This is a genomic window from Grimontia marina, assembly GCF_900060185.1.
Classification (GTDB): Bacteria; Pseudomonadota; Gammaproteobacteria; order Enterobacterales; family Vibrionaceae; genus Enterovibrio; species Enterovibrio marinus.
Map to the genome: position 1 here is coordinate 1 of NZ_FIZY01000034.1, position 18,312 is coordinate 18,312.

General features: G+C 42.2%; 18 protein-coding genes. 11 read left to right on the plus strand and 7 right to left on the minus strand.

Annotated elements, in window-relative coordinates:
- Window positions 1-179: 179 nt before the first annotated feature.
- The gene (locus GMA8713_RS16520) at window positions 180-803 is read left to right on the plus strand and encodes a recombinase family protein (protein WP_062712315.1); all 624 of its coding nucleotides are present in this window, start codon (window positions 180-182) and stop codon (window positions 801-803) included.
- Window positions 804-858: 55 nt separating this feature from the next.
- Here GMA8713_RS16520 and GMA8713_RS16525 read toward each other — a convergent pair whose 3' ends face one another.
- Both GMA8713_RS16525 and GMA8713_RS16530 read right to left on the minus strand, forming a co-directional pair.
- Window positions 859-3,537, minus strand: coding sequence for a S1 family peptidase (locus GMA8713_RS16525; RefSeq protein ID WP_062712316.1), 2,679 nt, complete (start codon window positions 3,535-3,537; stop codon window positions 859-861).
- Window positions 3,530-3,835: a CU044_2847 family protein gene (locus tag GMA8713_RS16530; RefSeq protein WP_062712317.1), complete on the minus strand. Its 306-nt coding sequence runs from the start codon at window positions 3,833-3,835 to the stop codon at window positions 3,530-3,532. The genes GMA8713_RS16525 and GMA8713_RS16530 overlap by 8 nt, the downstream gene beginning before the upstream one ends.
- Before the next feature lie 415 nt (window positions 3,836-4,250).
- Here GMA8713_RS16530 and GMA8713_RS16535 point away from each other — a divergent pair, with 415 nt between their 5' ends.
- From GMA8713_RS16535 to GMA8713_RS26875, 3 genes are all read left to right on the plus strand, one after another.
- Window positions 4,251-4,571, plus strand: coding sequence for a helix-turn-helix transcriptional regulator (locus GMA8713_RS16535; RefSeq protein WP_062712319.1), 321 nt, complete (start codon window positions 4,251-4,253; stop codon window positions 4,569-4,571).
- Between the two features lie 1,286 nt (window positions 4,572-5,857).
- Window positions 5,858-6,388 (plus strand): HEAT repeat domain-containing protein, encoded by a 531-nt coding sequence (locus tag GMA8713_RS16540; RefSeq protein WP_062712321.1) that lies wholly within the window; start codon window positions 5,858-5,860, stop codon window positions 6,386-6,388.
- A gap of 152 nt (window positions 6,389-6,540) precedes the next feature.
- Window positions 6,541-7,047, plus strand: a complete 507-nt coding sequence (locus GMA8713_RS26875; RefSeq protein WP_198159530.1) for a DUF2846 domain-containing protein — start codon at window positions 6,541-6,543, stop codon at window positions 7,045-7,047.
- Window positions 7,048-7,203: 156 nt separating this feature from the next.
- Here the strand turns inward: GMA8713_RS26875 and GMA8713_RS27395 are convergent, their stop codons facing one another.
- A complete protein-coding gene (locus GMA8713_RS27395; protein ID WP_157515654.1) occupies window positions 7,204-7,350 on the minus strand; it encodes a hypothetical protein in 147 nt (48 codons plus the stop codon).
- Window positions 7,351-7,500: 150 nt separating this feature from the next.
- On the opposite strand from GMA8713_RS27395, the gene GMA8713_RS16550 reads away from it, so the two are divergent.
- On the plus strand, window positions 7,501-8,088 hold the full coding sequence (locus GMA8713_RS16550; protein WP_062712323.1) for a hypothetical protein: 588 nt from the start codon (window positions 7,501-7,503) through the stop codon (window positions 8,086-8,088).
- Window positions 8,089-8,204: 116 nt separating this feature from the next.
- A complete protein-coding gene (locus GMA8713_RS28450; RefSeq protein ID WP_269747455.1) occupies window positions 8,205-8,339 on the plus strand; it encodes a hypothetical protein in 135 nt (44 codons plus the stop codon).
- A gap of 417 nt (window positions 8,340-8,756) precedes the next feature.
- Here GMA8713_RS28450 and GMA8713_RS16555 read toward each other — a convergent pair whose 3' ends face one another.
- The 3 genes from GMA8713_RS16555 to GMA8713_RS16560 all read right to left on the minus strand — a co-directional run bounded on the left by GMA8713_RS16555 (window position 8,757) and on the right by GMA8713_RS16560 (window position 11,982).
- On the minus strand, window positions 8,757-10,751 hold the full coding sequence (locus GMA8713_RS16555) for an endonuclease (RefSeq protein ID WP_062712324.1): 1,995 nt from the start codon (window positions 10,749-10,751) through the stop codon (window positions 8,757-8,759).
- Window positions 10,752-11,399: 648 nt separating this feature from the next.
- Complete coding sequence (locus tag GMA8713_RS28455) at window positions 11,400-11,522, minus strand: hypothetical protein (RefSeq protein ID WP_269747456.1); 123 nt, start codon at window positions 11,520-11,522, stop codon at window positions 11,400-11,402.
- 199 nt (window positions 11,523-11,721) lie between these two features.
- Entirely contained in the window at window positions 11,722-11,982 is a 261-nt protein-coding gene (locus tag GMA8713_RS16560; protein WP_062712325.1) for a DUF2024 family protein, read from the minus strand.
- A gap of 267 nt (window positions 11,983-12,249) precedes the next feature.
- Between GMA8713_RS16560 and GMA8713_RS16565 the strand changes: the two genes are divergently transcribed.
- From GMA8713_RS16565 to GMA8713_RS16575, 3 genes are all read left to right on the plus strand, one after another.
- The gene (locus GMA8713_RS16565; protein WP_062712326.1) at window positions 12,250-12,813 is read left to right on the plus strand and encodes a MarR family winged helix-turn-helix transcriptional regulator; all 564 of its coding nucleotides are present in this window, start codon (window positions 12,250-12,252) and stop codon (window positions 12,811-12,813) included.
- A 169-nt stretch (window positions 12,814-12,982) separates the two neighbouring features.
- Window positions 12,983-13,441, plus strand: a complete 459-nt coding sequence (zur, locus tag GMA8713_RS16570; protein ID WP_062712327.1) for a zinc uptake transcriptional repressor Zur — start codon at window positions 12,983-12,985, stop codon at window positions 13,439-13,441.
- Between the two features lie 17 nt (window positions 13,442-13,458).
- The gene (locus GMA8713_RS16575; RefSeq protein ID WP_062712328.1) at window positions 13,459-13,920 is read left to right on the plus strand and encodes a chemotaxis protein CheX; all 462 of its coding nucleotides are present in this window, start codon (window positions 13,459-13,461) and stop codon (window positions 13,918-13,920) included.
- A 73-nt stretch (window positions 13,921-13,993) separates the two neighbouring features.
- On the opposite strand, the gene pgi is transcribed toward GMA8713_RS16575, so the two are convergent.
- Entirely contained in the window at window positions 13,994-15,646 is a 1,653-nt protein-coding gene (gene pgi, locus GMA8713_RS16580) for a glucose-6-phosphate isomerase (RefSeq protein ID WP_062712329.1), read from the minus strand.
- 356 nt (window positions 15,647-16,002) lie between these two features.
- On the opposite strand from pgi, the gene GMA8713_RS16585 reads away from it, so the two are divergent.
- Together GMA8713_RS16585 and GMA8713_RS16590 are read left to right on the plus strand one after the other, a co-directional pair.
- Window positions 16,003-16,422, plus strand: a complete 420-nt coding sequence (locus GMA8713_RS16585; protein ID WP_062712331.1) for a secondary thiamine-phosphate synthase enzyme YjbQ — start codon at window positions 16,003-16,005, stop codon at window positions 16,420-16,422.
- A 205-nt stretch (window positions 16,423-16,627) separates the two neighbouring features.
- The gene (locus GMA8713_RS16590) at window positions 16,628-18,304 is read left to right on the plus strand and encodes a GGDEF domain-containing protein (RefSeq protein ID WP_232314464.1); all 1,677 of its coding nucleotides are present in this window, start codon (window positions 16,628-16,630) and stop codon (window positions 18,302-18,304) included.
- Window positions 18,305-18,312: the final 8 nt, after the last annotated feature.

Sequence of the window (18,312 nt, forward strand, 5' to 3'; positions counted from 1 at the left end):
GGTGTATATTATCTGTATACACTGCTTAGTTGTCAACTATACTACACCTACTTTTTAGAGCATACCCCAACGCGACCACCCTACCCTGATACAAAAACTGGCAATGTGACCACTTAAATGCGACACTACCTATTGCGACCACCTAAATGCGACGTTGGCCAACTTCAGGGAGACAAACCATGTTTATTCGCGCTTACCTTCGCGCCTCGACCGATGAACAAAATGCCGAACGGGCAAAAAGCGCCCTCGACCAGTTCACCCAAGAGCATGCCCAACGCATTGCCAGTTACTACACCGAAAACATCAGCGGGACCCAACTTGACCGCCCAGAGCTAAACCGCCTGCTGACCGACACACAGGCAAACGACATACTGCTCGTTGAACAAATCGACCGCCTCACCCGCCTTAACGACCACGACTGGAAACAGCTCAAGCGCATGATTGAGGAAAAAGGCATACGCATTGTCAGCATGGACGTACCGACCAGCTGGCAGGCACTCGACAACAACGCCCTCACCCACAATGACCCCATCATCAAAGCTGTGCTGGATGCCATTAACAACATGCTAATAGAGCTGATGGCCGCCATGGCCAGAAAAGACTACGAAACCCGAAGAGAGCGACAACGCCAGGGCATAGAAGCCGCCAAAGCTAATGGCAAGTACAAAGGCAAACGAGCCGATACCGAACGGCACCAGAAAGTGAAAAACTATAGAGAAAAAGGCCTTAGCCTGAGAGAAATCGCAGAAGCGACCGGCTATAGCCGATCGCAGGTTTGTAGGATTCTATCTGGTCACACATAAGCTGAATATTTTGGGAAACTAGGATCATCCATAAACTATGTATAATATACTGAAGTTACTCTACACGCTGAGGCGAGACACCTATCTCAACCTTATTGATGGACTTAGCATTTAACCTTCTCACGCCATCATGCTTCGCAATAGACAGCTTAATTAACTTTTCAATACTACTAAGCTCCTTAGATGAAGCGAAACTAAACTGATACTGTTCATATAGCTCCTCACAAATACTACTTAAATAGTAAGAGTTTTTATCCAATCCTCTTATATAAGTATCAATAAATATATCCCAATCAATAGGACGTTTTGCAACAACAAGCAAAGCTATTGTGTGTAAAGCTAAGGCACGATCATGCTTTTTAAAATTCTTATAGAAAAAAGAACCCATCTTCTTTGAGAAAATATCATCTTGAAACCATCTAATAACATTAGTTGGTATAACAGGAATGAGTTCCATCATTGCTTCTGTAGAATCATCACTAAAGCAATCCTTTAGACCAAATCTTGCACCATCAACAGTCACATATTTATCTCTACATATAATTGGTGATAATAACACTTGAAACTTAATAATAAGCTCCCAACTATAAACAATTTCAGACATCAATTTATGACGTAGACGTGAATCAGCATAATCACTATTACGTAAAGCTTTAGAAGCAGAATGAATTCCCCTCATTAATCTTAAGAATGAATAGTCTTCTAGAATTTTATGTATAGTTTGACTCAACGGCTTTGTAGAATCATATGACTTATCTGCATAATGATCTTTTATCTCATTTGGAAGTCTAGAACCTTTAGCTCCTGCCTCCAACATATTCTTAACACTACTTAGCGATTCATCTGTTGGGCTCCAGAGTAGCTCTGAATAAATATCAAAGTCATCTGGCATATTACATTTGTTTTCTACGTTACTTCTAGTCTTGCTAATATCTTCATATAGAACTTCTAAAACCTTACTACTATTACGCCGTATACCAGCATAGTATTCGATAATTTCCGGATAAGATGTATAGTTCATATCAGATAAAACAAAATTTTCAAAATCATGATTTTGATGCATTCTATGAGCAGCAAAATATAAAACCCAATATGAAAACTTAAAACAAAATCGATCACGACGATGAATAATAATTCCATTAGAGTAAAGAACGTCAAATATAACATCAGTTTCAATATCTATATCAGAATCATAGCAAAAGTTACTAATCTCACTCACAAAGTAATCTCGCGTGAACTCAAATAAATGATCGCGTATAAATTTCTCGCATAAATAGCCAAGAACAAACTCTACATCTTTTAAATCAGGACGAGACTTATACTTAGGAATTAGATCTACATTAAATAGCAAATATAATATTTTCCCAATCATCTCTGTTCTATTTATGGGAGTTTCATCAAAGTCATACTCATATATCTTTAAAAAAGTAAGACAATTGAGGGGAGTTCTTGGTATATTTAAAACTTGTAGGTCAGATATTAATTTAGATATAACTATTTCATCTTCATCTATATATTTTTTATCACTATTATAGCATGTTACAATATTCCTTATTTCACTTCTATTCAGTGACCATAAATATTTATTTTCAAAGTATCTTATCTTATCATAGTCTATTTCCTCGTTAATAAGGTCATTATCTACTTTTGACATCATGATCAATAATGGAAGATCTATAAATATATCATTTATAATTGATAAGATTTTTTGTATTTCTTTTACTGAAGTAGAAACTTCATCAATAATTACACAAGACACATCTTCTCTTTTAAGTTTTAGTTTATTTAGCCTCCTATTTACCACCTTTAATATGTCTTTATTATGAGGTTTTAGATCATTGACATCCAGATATAACCAAAAACTTCTAACATCACTTTCCCATGCTTTTTTCGTAATATATTTTGCTAATGATGACAAACCATGCTGCTGATAAGAATTAATTACAATAGATCTTGGCTCTTTAATTATTTCGTCTACTTCAATAGAAGAACCTTTAACACTACCTTTTACATCAATCTCATCAAAAGAATGTAATTTAGGTTTATTCCACACAGGGTTTTTAGATGAAAAGCAGTTTAATCCCTCTTGAAATTCATTATCTAAAATTTTTTCAATATAATATATTTCCTCAGTAGAGAGTTCAGAGTTCAATTTTTTATTATTAACTCTACTTGTTTCATATATTTCTATTTCATGAAGATCATTAATATGACTATTAGCTATACCAAAGTTAGTAGACGTACCAACTTTTAATGAAATAACACCTACTACTTTTCCACTATTAGTATTGATTATAGGAGAGCCACTATATCCCTTAGAAATTTCCTCATCTGCATATATTTTTATAGCATTAACTTTAACATCAAGGGTTTTTTTTATTATTTCTATATCGTTTTTTATTCTTAGCTTGCTGATCTTTTCTTTTTTTATATCACTTCCTAAGTTAGTAAAGCCAACAACTTCGTGACATTGATCATCATCTGCTCCACAAAAACTGAGCGGTTCAATGATAAAGTCATCAACTTTAAGTAAAGCCAGATCTAGACCTTCGGCATACAAGTTTTCAACAACCACTGCACGACGATTATCTACCAATATATCGCCACTATTGCAATCGTTAATGACATGACCGCATGTCAGGAATAAAGTACTATTTTTTGTGTTTGATATGGCAAAACATGTTCCAAAAGCATTATTACCAGTACATGAAACCTTTAAAACTGAATTATTCATTCTTTGGCCTTATATTAATTTCTACACTAATATTTGCCTCAGCACTACTTTTAGCAACAAACACATTCCCAGAAGCACCAAACTTTACTCCTACAGTTATCTTTGTAGAATCTACGATACATTTTTCTTCTATTTTTTTATAAGCGTCATATACAGGAGAAACTGTCCTAGTAATTAATTCTGAAATTTTATCAATTGAGTTTTCTACAATAACTCCACTTGAAATTTCAAAAACCTCATCCTCATTAACCTCTACTTCAACTTTAAAATCATCCGAGAATTCAATAACTTTATTCATTAAACTACCAACAAACTAATTAGCTGAAATTAACTACGAAACCAAATTTACTCTCAAAATGAGACAAATTGGAATAGCCTTCATTAAAAATATCATAAATATAAGAACAGTAAACTAGATATGCATCGCACAAATTATTGATTGACTAAAAATTAACCAATAAAAATATCATCTATTTAGTTCATTAACCATAACCAAGACTAATAATTCAAGTTTAATTCCCATGATATTACTATAGATAATCACAAAAAAATTATTCAAAAGAGCCATACATTCGCTACTAGTTAGAGAGAATAAGTATTTTTTTATATTAGATCCAAACATTGAACTCACCCCAATAAAGAACTGATCACATATTTAATAAGCTAAACCAGTGATAAAATGCGCCTCCCTTATTGGTGTTAGCGAAGTAGTAATGGAACGCCGAAACGAAGAAACACTCAAAGCACATCTTCGTCATGTGGTGAAGGAAGCCCGCATGGCCAACAAACTCACACAAGCCGAGTGCGCTCGTAGGATGGGTATAGCCAGACAAACTTATCTGGACTTTGAAAGCGCAAAGACGGTACCCAAAGTTGACCTTATCTATGACTTTGCCGAACTTACGCAAAGATCCCTCTCCTACTTCCTACCGCCGCTTGGCGTGACCCTCGAAGGGCACATCCTGGTAAAAAACGAAACCTGGGAGAAAATGAGCCAGCTGAATGAAGAGCTGCGGACTTGCCTGGAAAGGTAAGTCCACCGCGACCAACCCGCGCTGAGCGCACTTACAAACACAGCCAATTCCATACCAAACAACATAATAGCTAATAGTAAACTGGGCTGGTTTGATAAAATGGCAACTCAACTACAGGATACGCACCATAATCCAACGCTGGTAAATGCCAGATAGCCAAGCGGAAAAACACCTACGTAAAACAAAATGACTAGACGCCTCATAAAGAGGCGCTAAATTATTTTACCCCGCCACACCAAACAAATAGTCAGCATGTTACACCCCTCCAAACAATCATCACGTAAAGCGCTGACGTGAACTGTTCTGCTACGTAAAACGCACTCCTCCTCCCCTCCCGCGAGGTTCAGGATCTGAATTTTTTTTCAGTTTTGATTTGTGCAAAAACATACCGCCAACCCGCACGGCTGTTGGGGTTTCGCTGACGATAAGGAATTTCGAAAAATGCGCTTTTTTTCAGTGTTTTTCAGTTTCAAGGATCACCGAAAGCGACGGCGATAAACCTAAGTCATTGATAAAAAACAGAGTGTGCATTTTACGTGGTCAAATTAAAGGATCGGACGATCAAAGCGACGATCAGCAATAAAAGCGGCCAGCCCGCATCAGTACTGGCACCACCGCAATTTTGTTATGACAGAAGAATTTCAAAACGGACGGCATGATGCTCAGGGCAACGACATGTAAAGTCGGGACAAAAAATACCCCGCTTAGTATCGGAAAAATAGTAAGCGAGGTTGAACTGGACTGCAGTTGTAACGAAGTTACAAAACAAAAGGTTAGCAAGCTCATTCAATCTAGTGTTGGATAGAAAATTCAAATGAGCCGTACCCACAGTAAAAAGAGCATTTGATATTGTCGAGATTTCCACCTGAACAACTCGAAGTGTCCACATCAATGACCTTATGAGTAATGTCACTATTACAAAGATTTGCTCACTCCATCGCACTCTAAGCAAAGCCTATAATACATTTCCAAATGCACGTAGCAGGCTGCTCGATGGAGCGATGAGGAAGAGATGAAAGCTAACAACATTACCGGCGTCTTTATGTGTCTTCACTAACTCGTTTCTGCCCCAAAGTGAGCCAGCATCATTTTTGATGAGGTGTTGAAAAGTCTCCTATTCACCCTACTTTTTATAATCCGAAACATGCTTTTCCACTGTTGATACACACAGTAAATGCAAAGGTGTCGCATAATACCGAAGCAAGCCGTTTAGGGGTGTTTAATCGCCCATTTTGGGGTTGAATACACTGTTATAAAAAACTCGACGCGAACGGGGGATTTCAACAATGGACGCAGTAGATACGGAAGTTGAAGCACTCAAAGACCAGTTTCTTTGTTCCGACTGGGACTCGCTCTTGAAGACATCAGATAAATTAGTAGATATTGGGGGTGATGCGGTATCTCTGTTCTTTATCGAGTGTCTTGATTCCGTAAATGCTGATGTTAGAAATGGAGCAGCTTTGGCTCTCAGAGATATTGGCGATAAACGAGCAGTTGACCCTCTCATTGAAGGCGTTTTAAATCCAGTTGATCCTAAATGTTGTGCAACACTCGCATATGCCCTTGAAACCCATGACTGCAGCTCAAAATTTTTAGATGTTTTTAGAATATTATTTTATTCGAATTACGAATGTAAATGGAGTGCTCATAATATTCTGAATGAGCAAAAGTTTAGTTTTACAGATGAAGACTTGCTAAAGGTGAAAAGGATGTGGGAAGAGTGTCATTTGGCGCCTGAATTATGCCCAGCGTTTGAAGACTCAAAAGATAGAATTCAACATAATGTAGACTCATTCTTACTCTATCTATCTGATTAATATAAATTTTCAACCAGGCAATGAACGGGGCGCTTTGTCACTGCGGCGGCTTTTCAAAGTGTTGTGAATACAAGGGATTAAGCAGTTTTGGTAAGCGCCTGTTATTGCGACGTTAGACCGATGTTGGTTATTTGTATACAATGCTAATTCTTATGACAATTTTATATCTAATGCATATGAGAAAAATATATACATCTACTATTTTTGCCCTAACTTTGCTCACCTTAAGTGGATGTGCGTCTAAGGGTGCAAAGTTTGTTGCTCCAGCATTCACTGATGAAGGAACCAGCTCGATTTACTTGATGAGGCAAAGTTCTTTCGTAGGAGCCATAATCTGTAGACCTGTTTTGCTAGACGATATTAACGTTGGTTGCTTGCAAAACGGCGGTTTTTTGAGGGTGGAACTTTCTCCAGGGGAACATACCTTGAAAATGCCAAAAGTAAACTCTACTGACTGGTTTGAACCAGCGATATTGAAAGGCAACTTTGAATCTGGAAAAACGTATTACGCGGAATGGACGGGGAATCTGGAAACCTTTATACCTATTCCTAATGGTGCTTTGACAACGGTAATCGGAAGTGCTGAAACAACTTTGATTGAATATCAAGAGAGTGATGCGCTTCCTATCTTGAAATCACTCTATGATTCAAGCAATTAATTAACATCGAAAAGTGATTAATATGGACTGGCCGTTCTTGGCGAATTTTCTTTAATGTTTGCTCTGTGTTTGCGACGGTCCGTTTATGCTCGTGGTAGCCGTCAGCCATCTAGTTAAGCGTTAGACACAACTGAGTTGAGGGGGGGGGACTTTTATTCATGCCTTCACCACCTTCCCCCTATCCAACACCACATAGTATTTTCCTTTGAGAAACACCCCTAGCACCTGCTTTGCGGTGACGTCTTCACGCTCGACGGAGCTACCGAAAGGAAAACGGTGCAGATAGGCAACCGCTTCTGTCACCTGAGTAGAATTTTCACTGTTAATACAAACAGTTTAATCAAAGATGTCGCATAATACCGTAGCAAGCCGTTTTGGGGTGTTTCTCCAAATGCCGATTTTAAAGTTAGTAAACGCCCGTTATTCGAACGTTTATAGCTTAAAGGAACTGAGATGACCGGCACATACGATTGGAATCCCATGCCTCACAAAGTAGAGATTAAATGCCCTGCTTGTGGTGGTCATTGTATCTTCGAGTTTGCTGAGGTCGTCAAAATTTCACTGAAAAAAGATGTCCCATTTTTCAAGCAAAGTGACATCTTTGAATACTCAATTTTTAAAGATGGTTGTGGGCATAAATGGCACGGCGCTATCTATTTCGCTAACTTGCATGGTGGCTCGATTAACGCTATCACTGACTTACCTGACGGTTATTCCCCCGAAAATTGGTCTCACTCTAAGTACTTAACCAGAAATCATGGCCTCGATCTTGGAGCATTTTCTTGTAGCCATTGCCAAACAAGAAAACCATATATTCTTCAATGGCCTCAGGATGCTTATTATTCATTCAGCTACAAAGGTGAAGTGCTTTGGGCCTTTAATCGCGAGTCCGCAGTGGACCTCCGTGATTACATTGCATCCAATGAAAGAAAAACCGAAAAGTTTAAGTGGGCAAGCTTTCTGTTGCATATTCCAACAATCTTTAAAAAGCAAAATGCCCGCGATAATATCGTTAAGCAAATAAATAAGGCGGTAGCCTGAAATTGGCTATAACAAACGGCTCCACCGGACAATTTTTTTGTCACCTTTTTTGTTCCAAAAAAGCCGCCAACAAAATTTGCGCGGTGAACCGGGCGTTATGTTACTGAGGAGAGATTGTGGGCTTAGCTCAAACATTCGAATTTGAATATCAAAGCACAGAAGAAATTCAATCATTTATTAATAATCTTAATAAAACAGTAAGGCTTCAATTTGAAAAGGATCTTTGGACAGTTTCAGAGTTTGAAGGCTGAAAAATGATGTTTGAAATCAGAATTGTTAGTAAAGGGTTGTATTGCCATCGCTCTGGGGATTACTTTAGTTTTCTTGGTTATTTTCTAGAGCAACTCTCCGGCGTTTTCGGTGCAGTAACAATTGAAGATGTGTAACGATACGTAACATAACAAATAAGAATAAGTGTCGCGTAGCCGACACTTTATTTGGGTGTTGAACAAGCCCGTCCTTTATTAAGTAAATTGCTCGGATGAGTACAGAGAGGATGCCCGCCGGTCACTGATTGACAGGCGAGCGCCGCCATAGTTTTAGTTATCCGAATTGGACTGTGGCGAACGCAACACCTAACTCGAAATTGTCCAAATCTGAGTCAGCTGCAAAAAATTGGGCTTGTGAAAATATGGGCTCTCAATATGAGAGCCCAGCCACTTATTGCTTCACTTCGCCGCATTTGGCATCGACAACTCGACGGTTACAGGACAATGATCAGATGGCCTTGCTTGGTCACCGCAATACGCACCTCTTCCGTAGTCAGCACCTTTGGCATAAATCTTCTCCGGTGAATCCGTTAACGAAGTAAAGAGACTATCTCCGACAATGATATGGTCGATACCGCGATGACACGAATAGACTTTTTCAACATACCCCTCTTTAGACGGACAGTCATATTTGTACTCACCATCTATCTTCTGCCATTCCAAATGAAGCTTGGCACCTTCAGGAGAATTATCATTAAGCTCATGAAACACTGAGCCAATTTGAGTGTTTGGCAATATAGGATCTGACGGTTTTGAACCATCCAATCGCGCTGTCATTTTGTTGCGGAACTCTTTTACAAAGTCTCTGTTGAAATCTCCCAGCAAAATAAACATCTCTCCATTGGTTGCACGTTGGTCAATCCATGCCTCTAATGCTGGTATCTGGTCACGTAGCATCTGACATCCCTCAATGTTTCGTTCAGAAGCTCCGGTTCTTGGCTGGCTAACGGGGTCTGACCGGCAACTAGATTTGAGATGTACATTAAGTATTTTCACCATTTCGCCATTCACACCCAAGGTCAACTCAAGTCCTGGGCGAGTTCGATAGGCGGAAGGTTTACAACTGGCAGGGTTTTCGAGAATGACCCTATCTTCCTTCCTGCAAACCGATACACTTTCCACCAATGAATATGAGGCGTTTTTTGCCAACGATTTGCGTACTGCATAACCCACCTGCATAGGCACCCCATCGACAGCTTCAAACATCACTACATACTCGTTTTTAGGTAAGATGCTTTCGATAGCCTCAGCGTCACTGACCTCTTGAAAAGCGTATACATCAGAATCCAGTTCGATGGCACGCTCTTGTAGTGCAGCGACTTTCTGTTCAAATGCTTCTATCGTTCTTAGTGGCAATGATTGTTGTTTGGTATTTGCTGGCCAATTTAAACCACTGTGGGCGTTGCAGTAAGTTAAATGACGGGGCTTACCTTTACTCTTGGCAACGTTATCGTCCCAGTTTACGTCATCTCTGCCACAGAACGTTGCCCATTCCTGAAAACGTTCACGGCTCATCATATGTTCAAGGTTCCAAGTGGTGATTTTTAATTTGACTTCTCCACTCCATACACCAAATGTTTCATTTAGGGGCACCAGTGGTGTCATGTCGGTATTGGGCTGAATCCCATTAGCAGACATTGCTCCCATTAAAGCACGGCCAAACAATGTTTCATCGACGACATATGGGTTAACTGTTCCCTGGATATCAGCAATCGCCATTGTTCGTTTGAGCTCTTTATCGTCTACGGGATCCAGTTGATGCCACTTGTAAAGGGTATCGAGTTGATTTTCAAACCAGCGTTCACTGCCAGGAGGAAGGTCGTAAACGGTATAGAGGTATGCCATCGCTCGGGCGACGTTGCCTTTATGATCTTCCCGAGGCTCAAATTTTCCGGTTGTTGATTCACTGTAGAAGTCGATGTTTTGAGTTGGGATAGCACTCACGCCATTATCATTCACCCACCACTTTTTGGTTTGATTGTCGGGGATTTCTGCGAAAGGTTTACTGCCGCGCTCTGCATTGACCTTGCTGAAGGTTGGGTAGAGATGATGCAGATCTGATTTCATCATAGATCTGTCTCGGGAACCTTTGAATTTTGATTGAGGCCATGTGTGCTCAGTATTGACGATGTTATGGTTGGGGATAGTCGTGGTCGGAAAATACACACCGGTATATACAAGCTTTACCTGCCCGTTTTCGTTATCAATTTCTGAAAACATTTTTTCACGTGCGTTGCCATAGTTGAGCGTCTTTTGTGGTTTGTAATCACGCTGAAGTAGCTCTAGCAACGCTTCTCCGGTTTGGTCTGAAGCGATCATCTCGGCGTGAAGTCCCGAAGCACATATTGCCATCAGTGAAGCAATAAATGGCCAACATTGTCTGTGTTTACCCATAGAACAATCCTTACTCTAGTTATGAAATAACTCAGCGGTATCTGCCTGCTGAATAGAATAGTGCAGCGATGGGTTAATACACATGACTACAAATCAGGAACTGATTCACATCAAAATGTCTAAGTATCTGTTCTCATGTTTTTTCAAATATAAGTGATATTCCATTTAAAACAGACAATTAAAAAATAAGCACTTTATGACCTAATTCACTTCAATCTTCGCCAACTGCAGATAACCAAAAGCAGTTTGACGAAGTAAGCCAACCGAAATGACGTTTCATACTGGATAAAATTTGATCCCTTAAAACTGAATAATCAGGCAAGGGAAATATCAATAAAAAAACAGGCTAAATTGGTTTAGTTCGGCTGAGACAGCGAGAAAGGGTTTTGCCGAGTGGATGAAAGTATCCGCTTGATTCGCATGAACCCAAAGCAATGGAAACACGAGTACAGTGCTTGCCAAAAGGTAACCATCTTGGAGTGCTCTTATCCTCGGCTCAAATACAAAGGACAAGCATTCGTGCTAACAAAACGTTTCAGTTTGAACGCTATGGCAGTATCAGGTGAGGGGAACTAAGTCAGGGGAACTGAGGGGGACTTTACTCAAAGGGATCTACTATAGTCTCCCCTAAAAATTATAAAACAATGATTAAATTAACATATCAGTCCAATCCAGCATCGGCGCCACACTGAAACGAGCTGACGGGTTGGACACACTCTCAGACAGAAAGCCTGATGATGAGTTTTGGATGTCAGTTGTTTCGTTCAGCATGGATAAACCTCATTGAATTTGGTCATGCGAAAGCACCGTCCGATTGCAGTACCTGATAAAAAAGTGTGCGGATTCTACCTTAACTCTTGCATTTGCCCAAGTTGTGAAGGTGCGGCACACCAACATCCCACCTGCCGTCAGAAACAAAAAGGGCATAGCTCAATGCTATACCCTTTATTTCTCAAGGATTTCCCCATCTTCACACAGGGCATCCTTCCAGCTTGTATATCGCATATCCTTTTTCGTTGATCTCACCATCAAATTCGGGCAAGTCAGCAGTGGTATGGCAAAACGCACAGTTGCCAGATTTTACTGTGGCATCCGCCTCACCAATCTCAACGAGCCAAGCCTTGGCATATTTCACTGCCAATTCGTCGTTTTTCTCTCTCAGTAATACATCAAAGTGCATAATTTTGCCGGAAGATGCCGTCGCATAAGTGTCGTACACATGTATTGCCATTTCTATCTCCTTGTTAATCGCTTTAAAAACAGTCACGCAGATCGGTTGAAAAACAACCCTTTAGGAATAATAGTGAAATAACCTATTGATTTAAATGGAATACTAGGGCTTCAGACTACTACTCATAGTCATGCCTAATTTTCAATTATGAGATCCCTCTGCAATATAGTTCTGTATCGAAACTATATTCAAAATACGTATCCTGCTAGAATTGTCAACTAAGAGTTGTAGTTTCGAATAAAAACTGTCGGCAAACAGAGACGATACATGAGCACCATCAATCCATTAACTGACATCCTGGAACGCATTGTCACTCTGCACCGAAATGAAGTGCGTCTTGTGGGTGTGGAATATGGCCTTCATCCAGTGCACCTTGAGGTGCTTTATTACCTTTCCCGTTGCAATAAATTCAGTGACACACCTGCTGCTGTCACTGAATTTCTAGGGACCACAAAAGGCACCACATCTCAATCCATCACCCTGCTGGCGTCGAAAGGCTTCCTGAACAAGGAAAAAGACCCTGATGATCGCCGTGTCACCCATTTGGTGTTAACAGAAAAAGGAAAAGAGGTCGCGAGTAAGGCTATTCCCCCCGTTGTTTTGATAAATGGATTGGAGCAATTGGGCAACGACAGTGAGGCGTTGCGCGAACAACTCGAAACCTTACTGCGAAGCATGCAAAAAGCCACCAACAGCGCTAGTTTTGGGGTTTGCAAAACCTGTAAGTTTCATCAGCCCGTCTCTGATGGTGTATTCTTCTGCAAATTAACCAAAGAAACCTTGGACTTGGAAGGTGGAGAGTTACTGTGCCGTGAGCACACTATTAAGTGAGAGAGTTTGCTGACTTGTAATGAACTACCTAAAACGAGGCGTGTCTCACTAATCGGATGCTTGTCTATAATCTACAATTATCTAAAGGCATACCACGGTCACGGCTTGGCGGATGCGTGATTTGTTTGCTGTGATAGAATGTAGCCCTCAGCCTGATTTTTGAGGTCTTATGGCCAATCTTTCACATTTAATTGCCCGGGCTCAGTCACTTTGCGAGCAACGAGGTGTTCGACTTACGACACAACGTGAGCGGGTATATGAGATTATCGTTCAGAGTAAAAGGGCTATCAGCGCCTACGATTTGCTGGACGTATTGCGGGAAACAGAGCCGCAAGCCAAACCACCAACGGTTTACCGCGCGCTCGATTTTTTGCTGTCTCAGGGCTTTGTGCACAAAGTGGAGTCAACAAATAGCTTTATTGCTTGCTGCCTCCCTGGACATGAGCAACATTGTTCACAGCTATTGATTTGTGACTCGTGTGGAGCTGTCGAAGAGTGTCACGCCGATACCCTGTCGACAGCACTGAAGCAAAAGGCCCATCAGGTTGGCTTTGCGGTGAGTCATCACGTTGTTGAAACACATGGAACCTGTCACGCCTGCCAGGTGGCGACACATAAAATGCAGTAGGACGGTAAATAACAATTATGCGCGCTGAATTTGTAAACCCTTTTTTATCTTCGTTGGTTAACGTGCTGACTACCATGGCGCAGTTGGAAATCACGCCGAAAAAACCTCAGCTCAAAACATCTGAAATCGCCAAAGGCGATGTTTCAGGACTGATTGGTATGGTGGGCCCAAAAACCAAAGGCTCTTTCTCTGTTACGTTTGAAGAAAAGCTGGCACTGGAAATCATGAGCCGCATGCTAGGTGAGCGCCCAAGCTCAATCAATGCGGATGTCACCGACATGGTCGGTGAAATCACCAATATGGTGACGGGAGGTGCCAAACGCTTGCTGGCAGAAAAAGGCTTTGATTTTGACATGGCGACTCCGGTTGTGGTGTCTGGCCGAGAGCACACCATCACCCATAAGAGCGAAGGCCAAATAATTATCATGCCATTCGAATGTGAGCATGGCCGCGCTTATATCGAAATTTGCTTCGATTAAGCTAACAAATCCAATAAGAACGCCGCATCATCGATGCGGCGTTTTTTGTTTTCTTACGTTCAGAGTTTAGTGTTTATGCACGCCATTGTTTGAACGCGTTTATCAGACCATTAGTAGAACTGTCATGGCTGGTCACTTCATCCTGATCTGCCAGTTCGGGCAGAATTTGGTTCGCCAGCTGTTTGCCCAGCTCTACGCCCCACTGGTCAAAGCTGTAAATGTTCCAAATCACGCCCTGCACGAAGATTTTGTGCTCGTACATCGCAATCAACGCACCCAAGCTGCGAGGGGTAATTTGCTTCACCAAGATTGAGTTGGTTGGGCGGTTACCTTCAAATACTTTGAACGGTACCAGATCCGCCACTTCCTCAGCCGACTTACCTGCCTCTGCAAATTCCGCCTCTACCTGCTCACGGTTTTTACCGAATGCCAGTGCTTCAGTTTGCGCGAAGAAGTTCGCCATCAGTTTAGGATGGTGATCGCTCAGCGGGTTGTGGCTGATAACAGGCGCAATGAAGTCGCATGGGATTAGCTTGGTGCCCTGGTGGATAAGCTGGTAGAACGCATGCTGACCATTGGTGCCAGGCTCACCCCAGATGATTGGGCCAGTCTGGTAATCAACAGATTTGCCGTCGCGGTCAACATACTTACCGTTTGACTCCATGTTGCCTTGCTGGAAGTATGCCGCAAAGCGATGCAGGTATTGGTCATAAGGCAAAATCGCTTCTGATTCCGCACCGTGGAAGTTGTTGTACCACAGACCAATCAGTGCCAGCAGCACTGGCAGGTTTTCGGTGAACGGCGAGCTTTGGAAGTGTTTATCCATGTCGTGTGCACCGGCCAGCAACTCAACAAAGTTGTCGTAGCCAATTGCCAGACAGATAGACAGACCAATCGCTGACCACAGTGAGTAGCGGCCACCAACCCAGTCCCAGAACTCGAACATGTTTTCGGTATCGATACCAAACTCAGCAACGGCTTGAGCGTTTGTAGACAGCGCAGCAAAGTGTTTCGCTACATGCGCCTGATCTTCTGCTGACGCCAGGAACCAATCGCGCGCAGACAAGGCATTGGTCATGGTTTCTTGCGTCGTGAAAGTTTTTGATGCAATCAGGAACAGGGTTGTTTCTGGATTCAGATCTTTCAGGGTTTCCGCCACGTGGGTTCCGTCAACGTTTGAAACAAAATGCAGGTTCAGGCGCGTTTTGTAGGCTGCCAGTGCTTCGCTCACCATATAAGGACCCAGATCCGAACCACCGATACCGATGTTCACGATGTCGGTGATTTCTTTACCGGTGTAACCTTTCCACTCACCATTGATAAGACGTTCGGAGAAACCTTTCATTTTCTCCAGCACAGCGTTAACTGCTGGCATCACATCTTCACCATCTACCATCACTGGCGTGTTGCTGCGGTTACGCAGGGCGACGTGCAGCACGGAACGACCTTCAGTATGGTTGATCTTGTCACCAAGAAACATCGCTTCAATAGCGCCTTTTACTTCCGTTTCATCAGCCAATGCGAACAGTTTGTCCAGCGTTTGCTCGCTAATCAGGTTCTTTGAGTAGTCCAGCAAGATATCGTTGCCGAATTGCACGGAGAACTTATCGAAACGGTTCGGATCGTTGGCGAAAAGCGAGGTGAGGGTCAAATCCTGCGCATCTTCAAAGTGAGCCGTCAGCGCTTTCCATGCTGCGGTTTGCGTCGGATTGATGGACTTCAACATAATTATTGTTCCTTTGTAGACATAGCCTGTTATCGCGGGCACTGCCTTCCCACGGTACAGAAGCAGGCCGCCTTGTTTCGGGGCAGCCTCCAGAATCGCATAATGGTATACCCAAACTTCCTGAAGGTGTAGGTTTCAGGGTTCCTGAGTACAAGATGTCACCGACATCAACTCTAAGTCCTGTATACTTTTAGCCATATCAAAATATCGCCACTAGATTACAGGCACAAAGGGCGTGACAGTTTGCCACGAAAAAATTGCTGCAATGTTGCGCTAGGTCAGTGACGACCGATTAACCAACTTGGACTCGCAGCGTCACGCACTCTACCCAAATTTTTTAAAGCAGGTTGTTTTAAATGTGGACACAAAAAACAATTAGCCTACGTCCCCGTGCAAGGGGCTTCCACCTGATCACCGACGAAGTGGTAAAGCAATTACCGGAAATTCGTAGCTTGGAAGTCGGCTTGGTAAACCTGTTTATTCAACACACTTCGGCCAGTCTGACACTCAATGAGAACGCCGACCCAACAGTGAGAAGCGACATGGAGGCACACTTTAATCAGTTCGTGCCGGAGCGCGCACCGTATTACCAGCACACCTACGAGGGCGACGACGATATGCCCGCACACATCAAGGCCTCGTTGCTGGGAGCAAGTATAATGATCCCAATTAGCAATGGAAAATTAGCGCTCGGGACTTGGCAGGGTATTTATTTTGGCGAACATCGTGACCACGGTGGGATACGACGAATAATTGCTACGTTACAAGGTATTTAAAACCCAAGAAACTCAAACAAGGCGAAAGTGATATCATCTTAAAATATGAATTGGCATTCATAAATTTTCTCACATTTGAATATGCGCTTCCTATAATTTCTAAAGGGCTTGCGGGGGTCAAATGTTAGAAAACGTCAAAATCACAAGAAAGCTGCCACTGGTTATTATTTCTTTCGCGCTTTTATCTTCAATTATTACTGGAATAATGAGCTATAAGTTCGCAGCAGAACAACTCATCCTCTCTGCCGAGTCAAAGCTAGTTGCACTGCTCGACTCAAGGAAAGAGTCGCTACTGCTGTACTTTGATACGGTAAAACGCGATCTCTTTATTCACGCCCGTTCACCTCAGACAAGAGATGCGGTGATTGAAATCACTGAGGCATGGGAAGACATTGGGGAAAACCAGCAATCAACCCTTCAATCTCTCTATATCACCGATAACCTGTTCGACGTGGGCCAGAAGGAAGCACTGCTATACGCTGAAGACGGTTCTGCGTATAGCAAAGCCCATAAGAAATATCACTCTTTCTTCCGCAATCTAGCCGCAGAGCATGGCTACTATGACATTTTCCTCGTCGATAGAGAGGGCAATATTCTCTATTCGGTCAAAAAAGAAGATGACTTTGCCACCAATCTTCTCAATGGAAAATGGCAAGACACTCATTTGGCCCGGGCATTCACCATGGTGAACAAAAACCCCTCTGTGGATAACGCATACCTTACTGATTTCGAAAAATATGAGCCAAGCTTTAATCAACCCGAAGCCTTCTTTGCCACCCCTATCCACAGAAACGGTGAGGAGTATATAGGCGCTCTAATCTTCCAAATGCCCATCAAATACATTAATAGTGTCATGCAAGTTAGCGCGGGTATGGGGGAAACTGGTGAGACAGTCCTGATTGGTCCTGATGAATTAATGCGAAGCAATTCCCGGTTTCATGGAGAGAAAATTCTGGAAGCCTCTGTTCATTCCAAGACTGCAGCCAAAGCACTAAGTGGTATTTCTGGCATCCAGTTTGAGCAAGATAACAGAGGCGTGGAGGTACTCAGTGCCTTTGCACCATTTAATTTTATGTCGCTACATTGGGCTATCATTGCAGAGATAGAACGTGACGAAATATTGAGCCCTCTTCGCGTTTTTGTCAGTGCGCTAGCCTTATCTGTGCTAGTAGGAACGGTTGTTATTTTTGTCATGGGTTATTTTCTTGCCTTAGATATAGCAAAGCCAATCGCTGCTATGTCATCAATGATGAACCGCCTTGCTAACAATGAATTGGACATCAATATCTCTGTATCAGAGCGTAAAGACGAAGTCGGTCATATGGCCCAAGCACTAGAGATATTTAAAACCAACGCCATCGAAAAAGATAAGCTGCAAAAAGAACTGACTTACATGGCACACCATGACATGTTAACAGGCCTTCCTACCCGACAGCTCATTACAGATCGCCTGCAAGACATGACAAAAAGTTACAACAAAGAGCATTTCCCGTTCGCGGTTATGTTCGCTGATCTCGATAACTTTAAAACAGTTAATGATACGCTGGGTCATCATATTGGTGATGAGGTTCTAAAGGCGGCTGCCCGTATTTTTCAGGAAGCGTTACGCGATGGTGATTTTGTTGCCCGGATTGGTGGCGATGAATTTGTACTGCTATTCACCAATATTCAAGAAGCAGATGAAGCCATGGAGATCGCAAAAAAGTTGGTCGTTTCCATCGAAACCGGCCTTAAATTAGTTAGCACGACCATCCCAGTGACCTTGAGTCTTGGAATTGCTGTGTGTCCCGACGATGCTGAAGATACCACTTCCCTGATCCGGCATGCAGATGAAGCCATGTACCGAGCAAAGCAGAAAAGTAAAAACTGCTGTAGCCGTTGATAGCGGGC

What these genes read in the sequence shown, in the direction of transcription:
- GMA8713_RS16520 (WP_062712315.1), top strand. Translation starts at nt 180, where the DNA reads ATGTTTATTCGCGCTTACCTTCGCGCCTCGACCGATGAACAAAATGCC.
- GMA8713_RS16525 (WP_062712316.1), bottom strand. Translation starts at nt 3,537, where the DNA reads ATGAATAATTCAGTTTTAAAGGTTTCATGTACTGGTAATAATGCTTTT.
- GMA8713_RS16530 (WP_062712317.1), bottom strand. Translation starts at nt 3,835, where the DNA reads ATGAATAAAGTTATTGAATTCTCGGATGATTTTAAAGTTGAAGTAGAG.
- GMA8713_RS16535 (WP_062712319.1), top strand. Translation starts at nt 4,251, where the DNA reads ATGGAACGCCGAAACGAAGAAACACTCAAAGCACATCTTCGTCATGTG.
- GMA8713_RS16540 (WP_062712321.1), top strand. Translation starts at nt 5,858, where the DNA reads ATGGACGCAGTAGATACGGAAGTTGAAGCACTCAAAGACCAGTTTCTT.
- GMA8713_RS26875 (WP_198159530.1), top strand. Translation starts at nt 6,541, where the DNA reads ATGACAATTTTATATCTAATGCATATGAGAAAAATATATACATCTACT.
- GMA8713_RS16550 (WP_062712323.1), top strand. Translation starts at nt 7,501, where the DNA reads ATGACCGGCACATACGATTGGAATCCCATGCCTCACAAAGTAGAGATT.
- GMA8713_RS16555 (WP_062712324.1), bottom strand. Translation starts at nt 10,751, where the DNA reads ATGGGTAAACACAGACAATGTTGGCCATTTATTGCTTCACTGATGGCA.
- GMA8713_RS28455 (WP_269747456.1), bottom strand. Translation starts at nt 11,522, where the DNA reads ATGCTGAACGAAACAACTGACATCCAAAACTCATCATCAGGCTTTCTG.
- GMA8713_RS16560 (WP_062712325.1), bottom strand. Translation starts at nt 11,982, where the DNA reads ATGGCAATACATGTGTACGACACTTATGCGACGGCATCTTCCGGCAAA.
- GMA8713_RS16565 (WP_062712326.1), top strand. Translation starts at nt 12,250, where the DNA reads ATGAGCACCATCAATCCATTAACTGACATCCTGGAACGCATTGTCACT.
- zur (WP_062712327.1), top strand. Translation starts at nt 12,983, where the DNA reads ATGGCCAATCTTTCACATTTAATTGCCCGGGCTCAGTCACTTTGCGAG.
- GMA8713_RS16575 (WP_062712328.1), top strand. Translation starts at nt 13,459, where the DNA reads ATGCGCGCTGAATTTGTAAACCCTTTTTTATCTTCGTTGGTTAACGTG.
- pgi (WP_062712329.1), bottom strand. Translation starts at nt 15,646, where the DNA reads ATGTTGAAGTCCATCAATCCGACGCAAACCGCAGCATGGAAAGCGCTG.
- GMA8713_RS16585 (WP_062712331.1), top strand. Translation starts at nt 16,003, where the DNA reads ATGTGGACACAAAAAACAATTAGCCTACGTCCCCGTGCAAGGGGCTTC.
- GMA8713_RS16590 (WP_232314464.1), top strand. Translation starts at nt 16,628, where the DNA reads ATGAGCTATAAGTTCGCAGCAGAACAACTCATCCTCTCTGCCGAGTCA.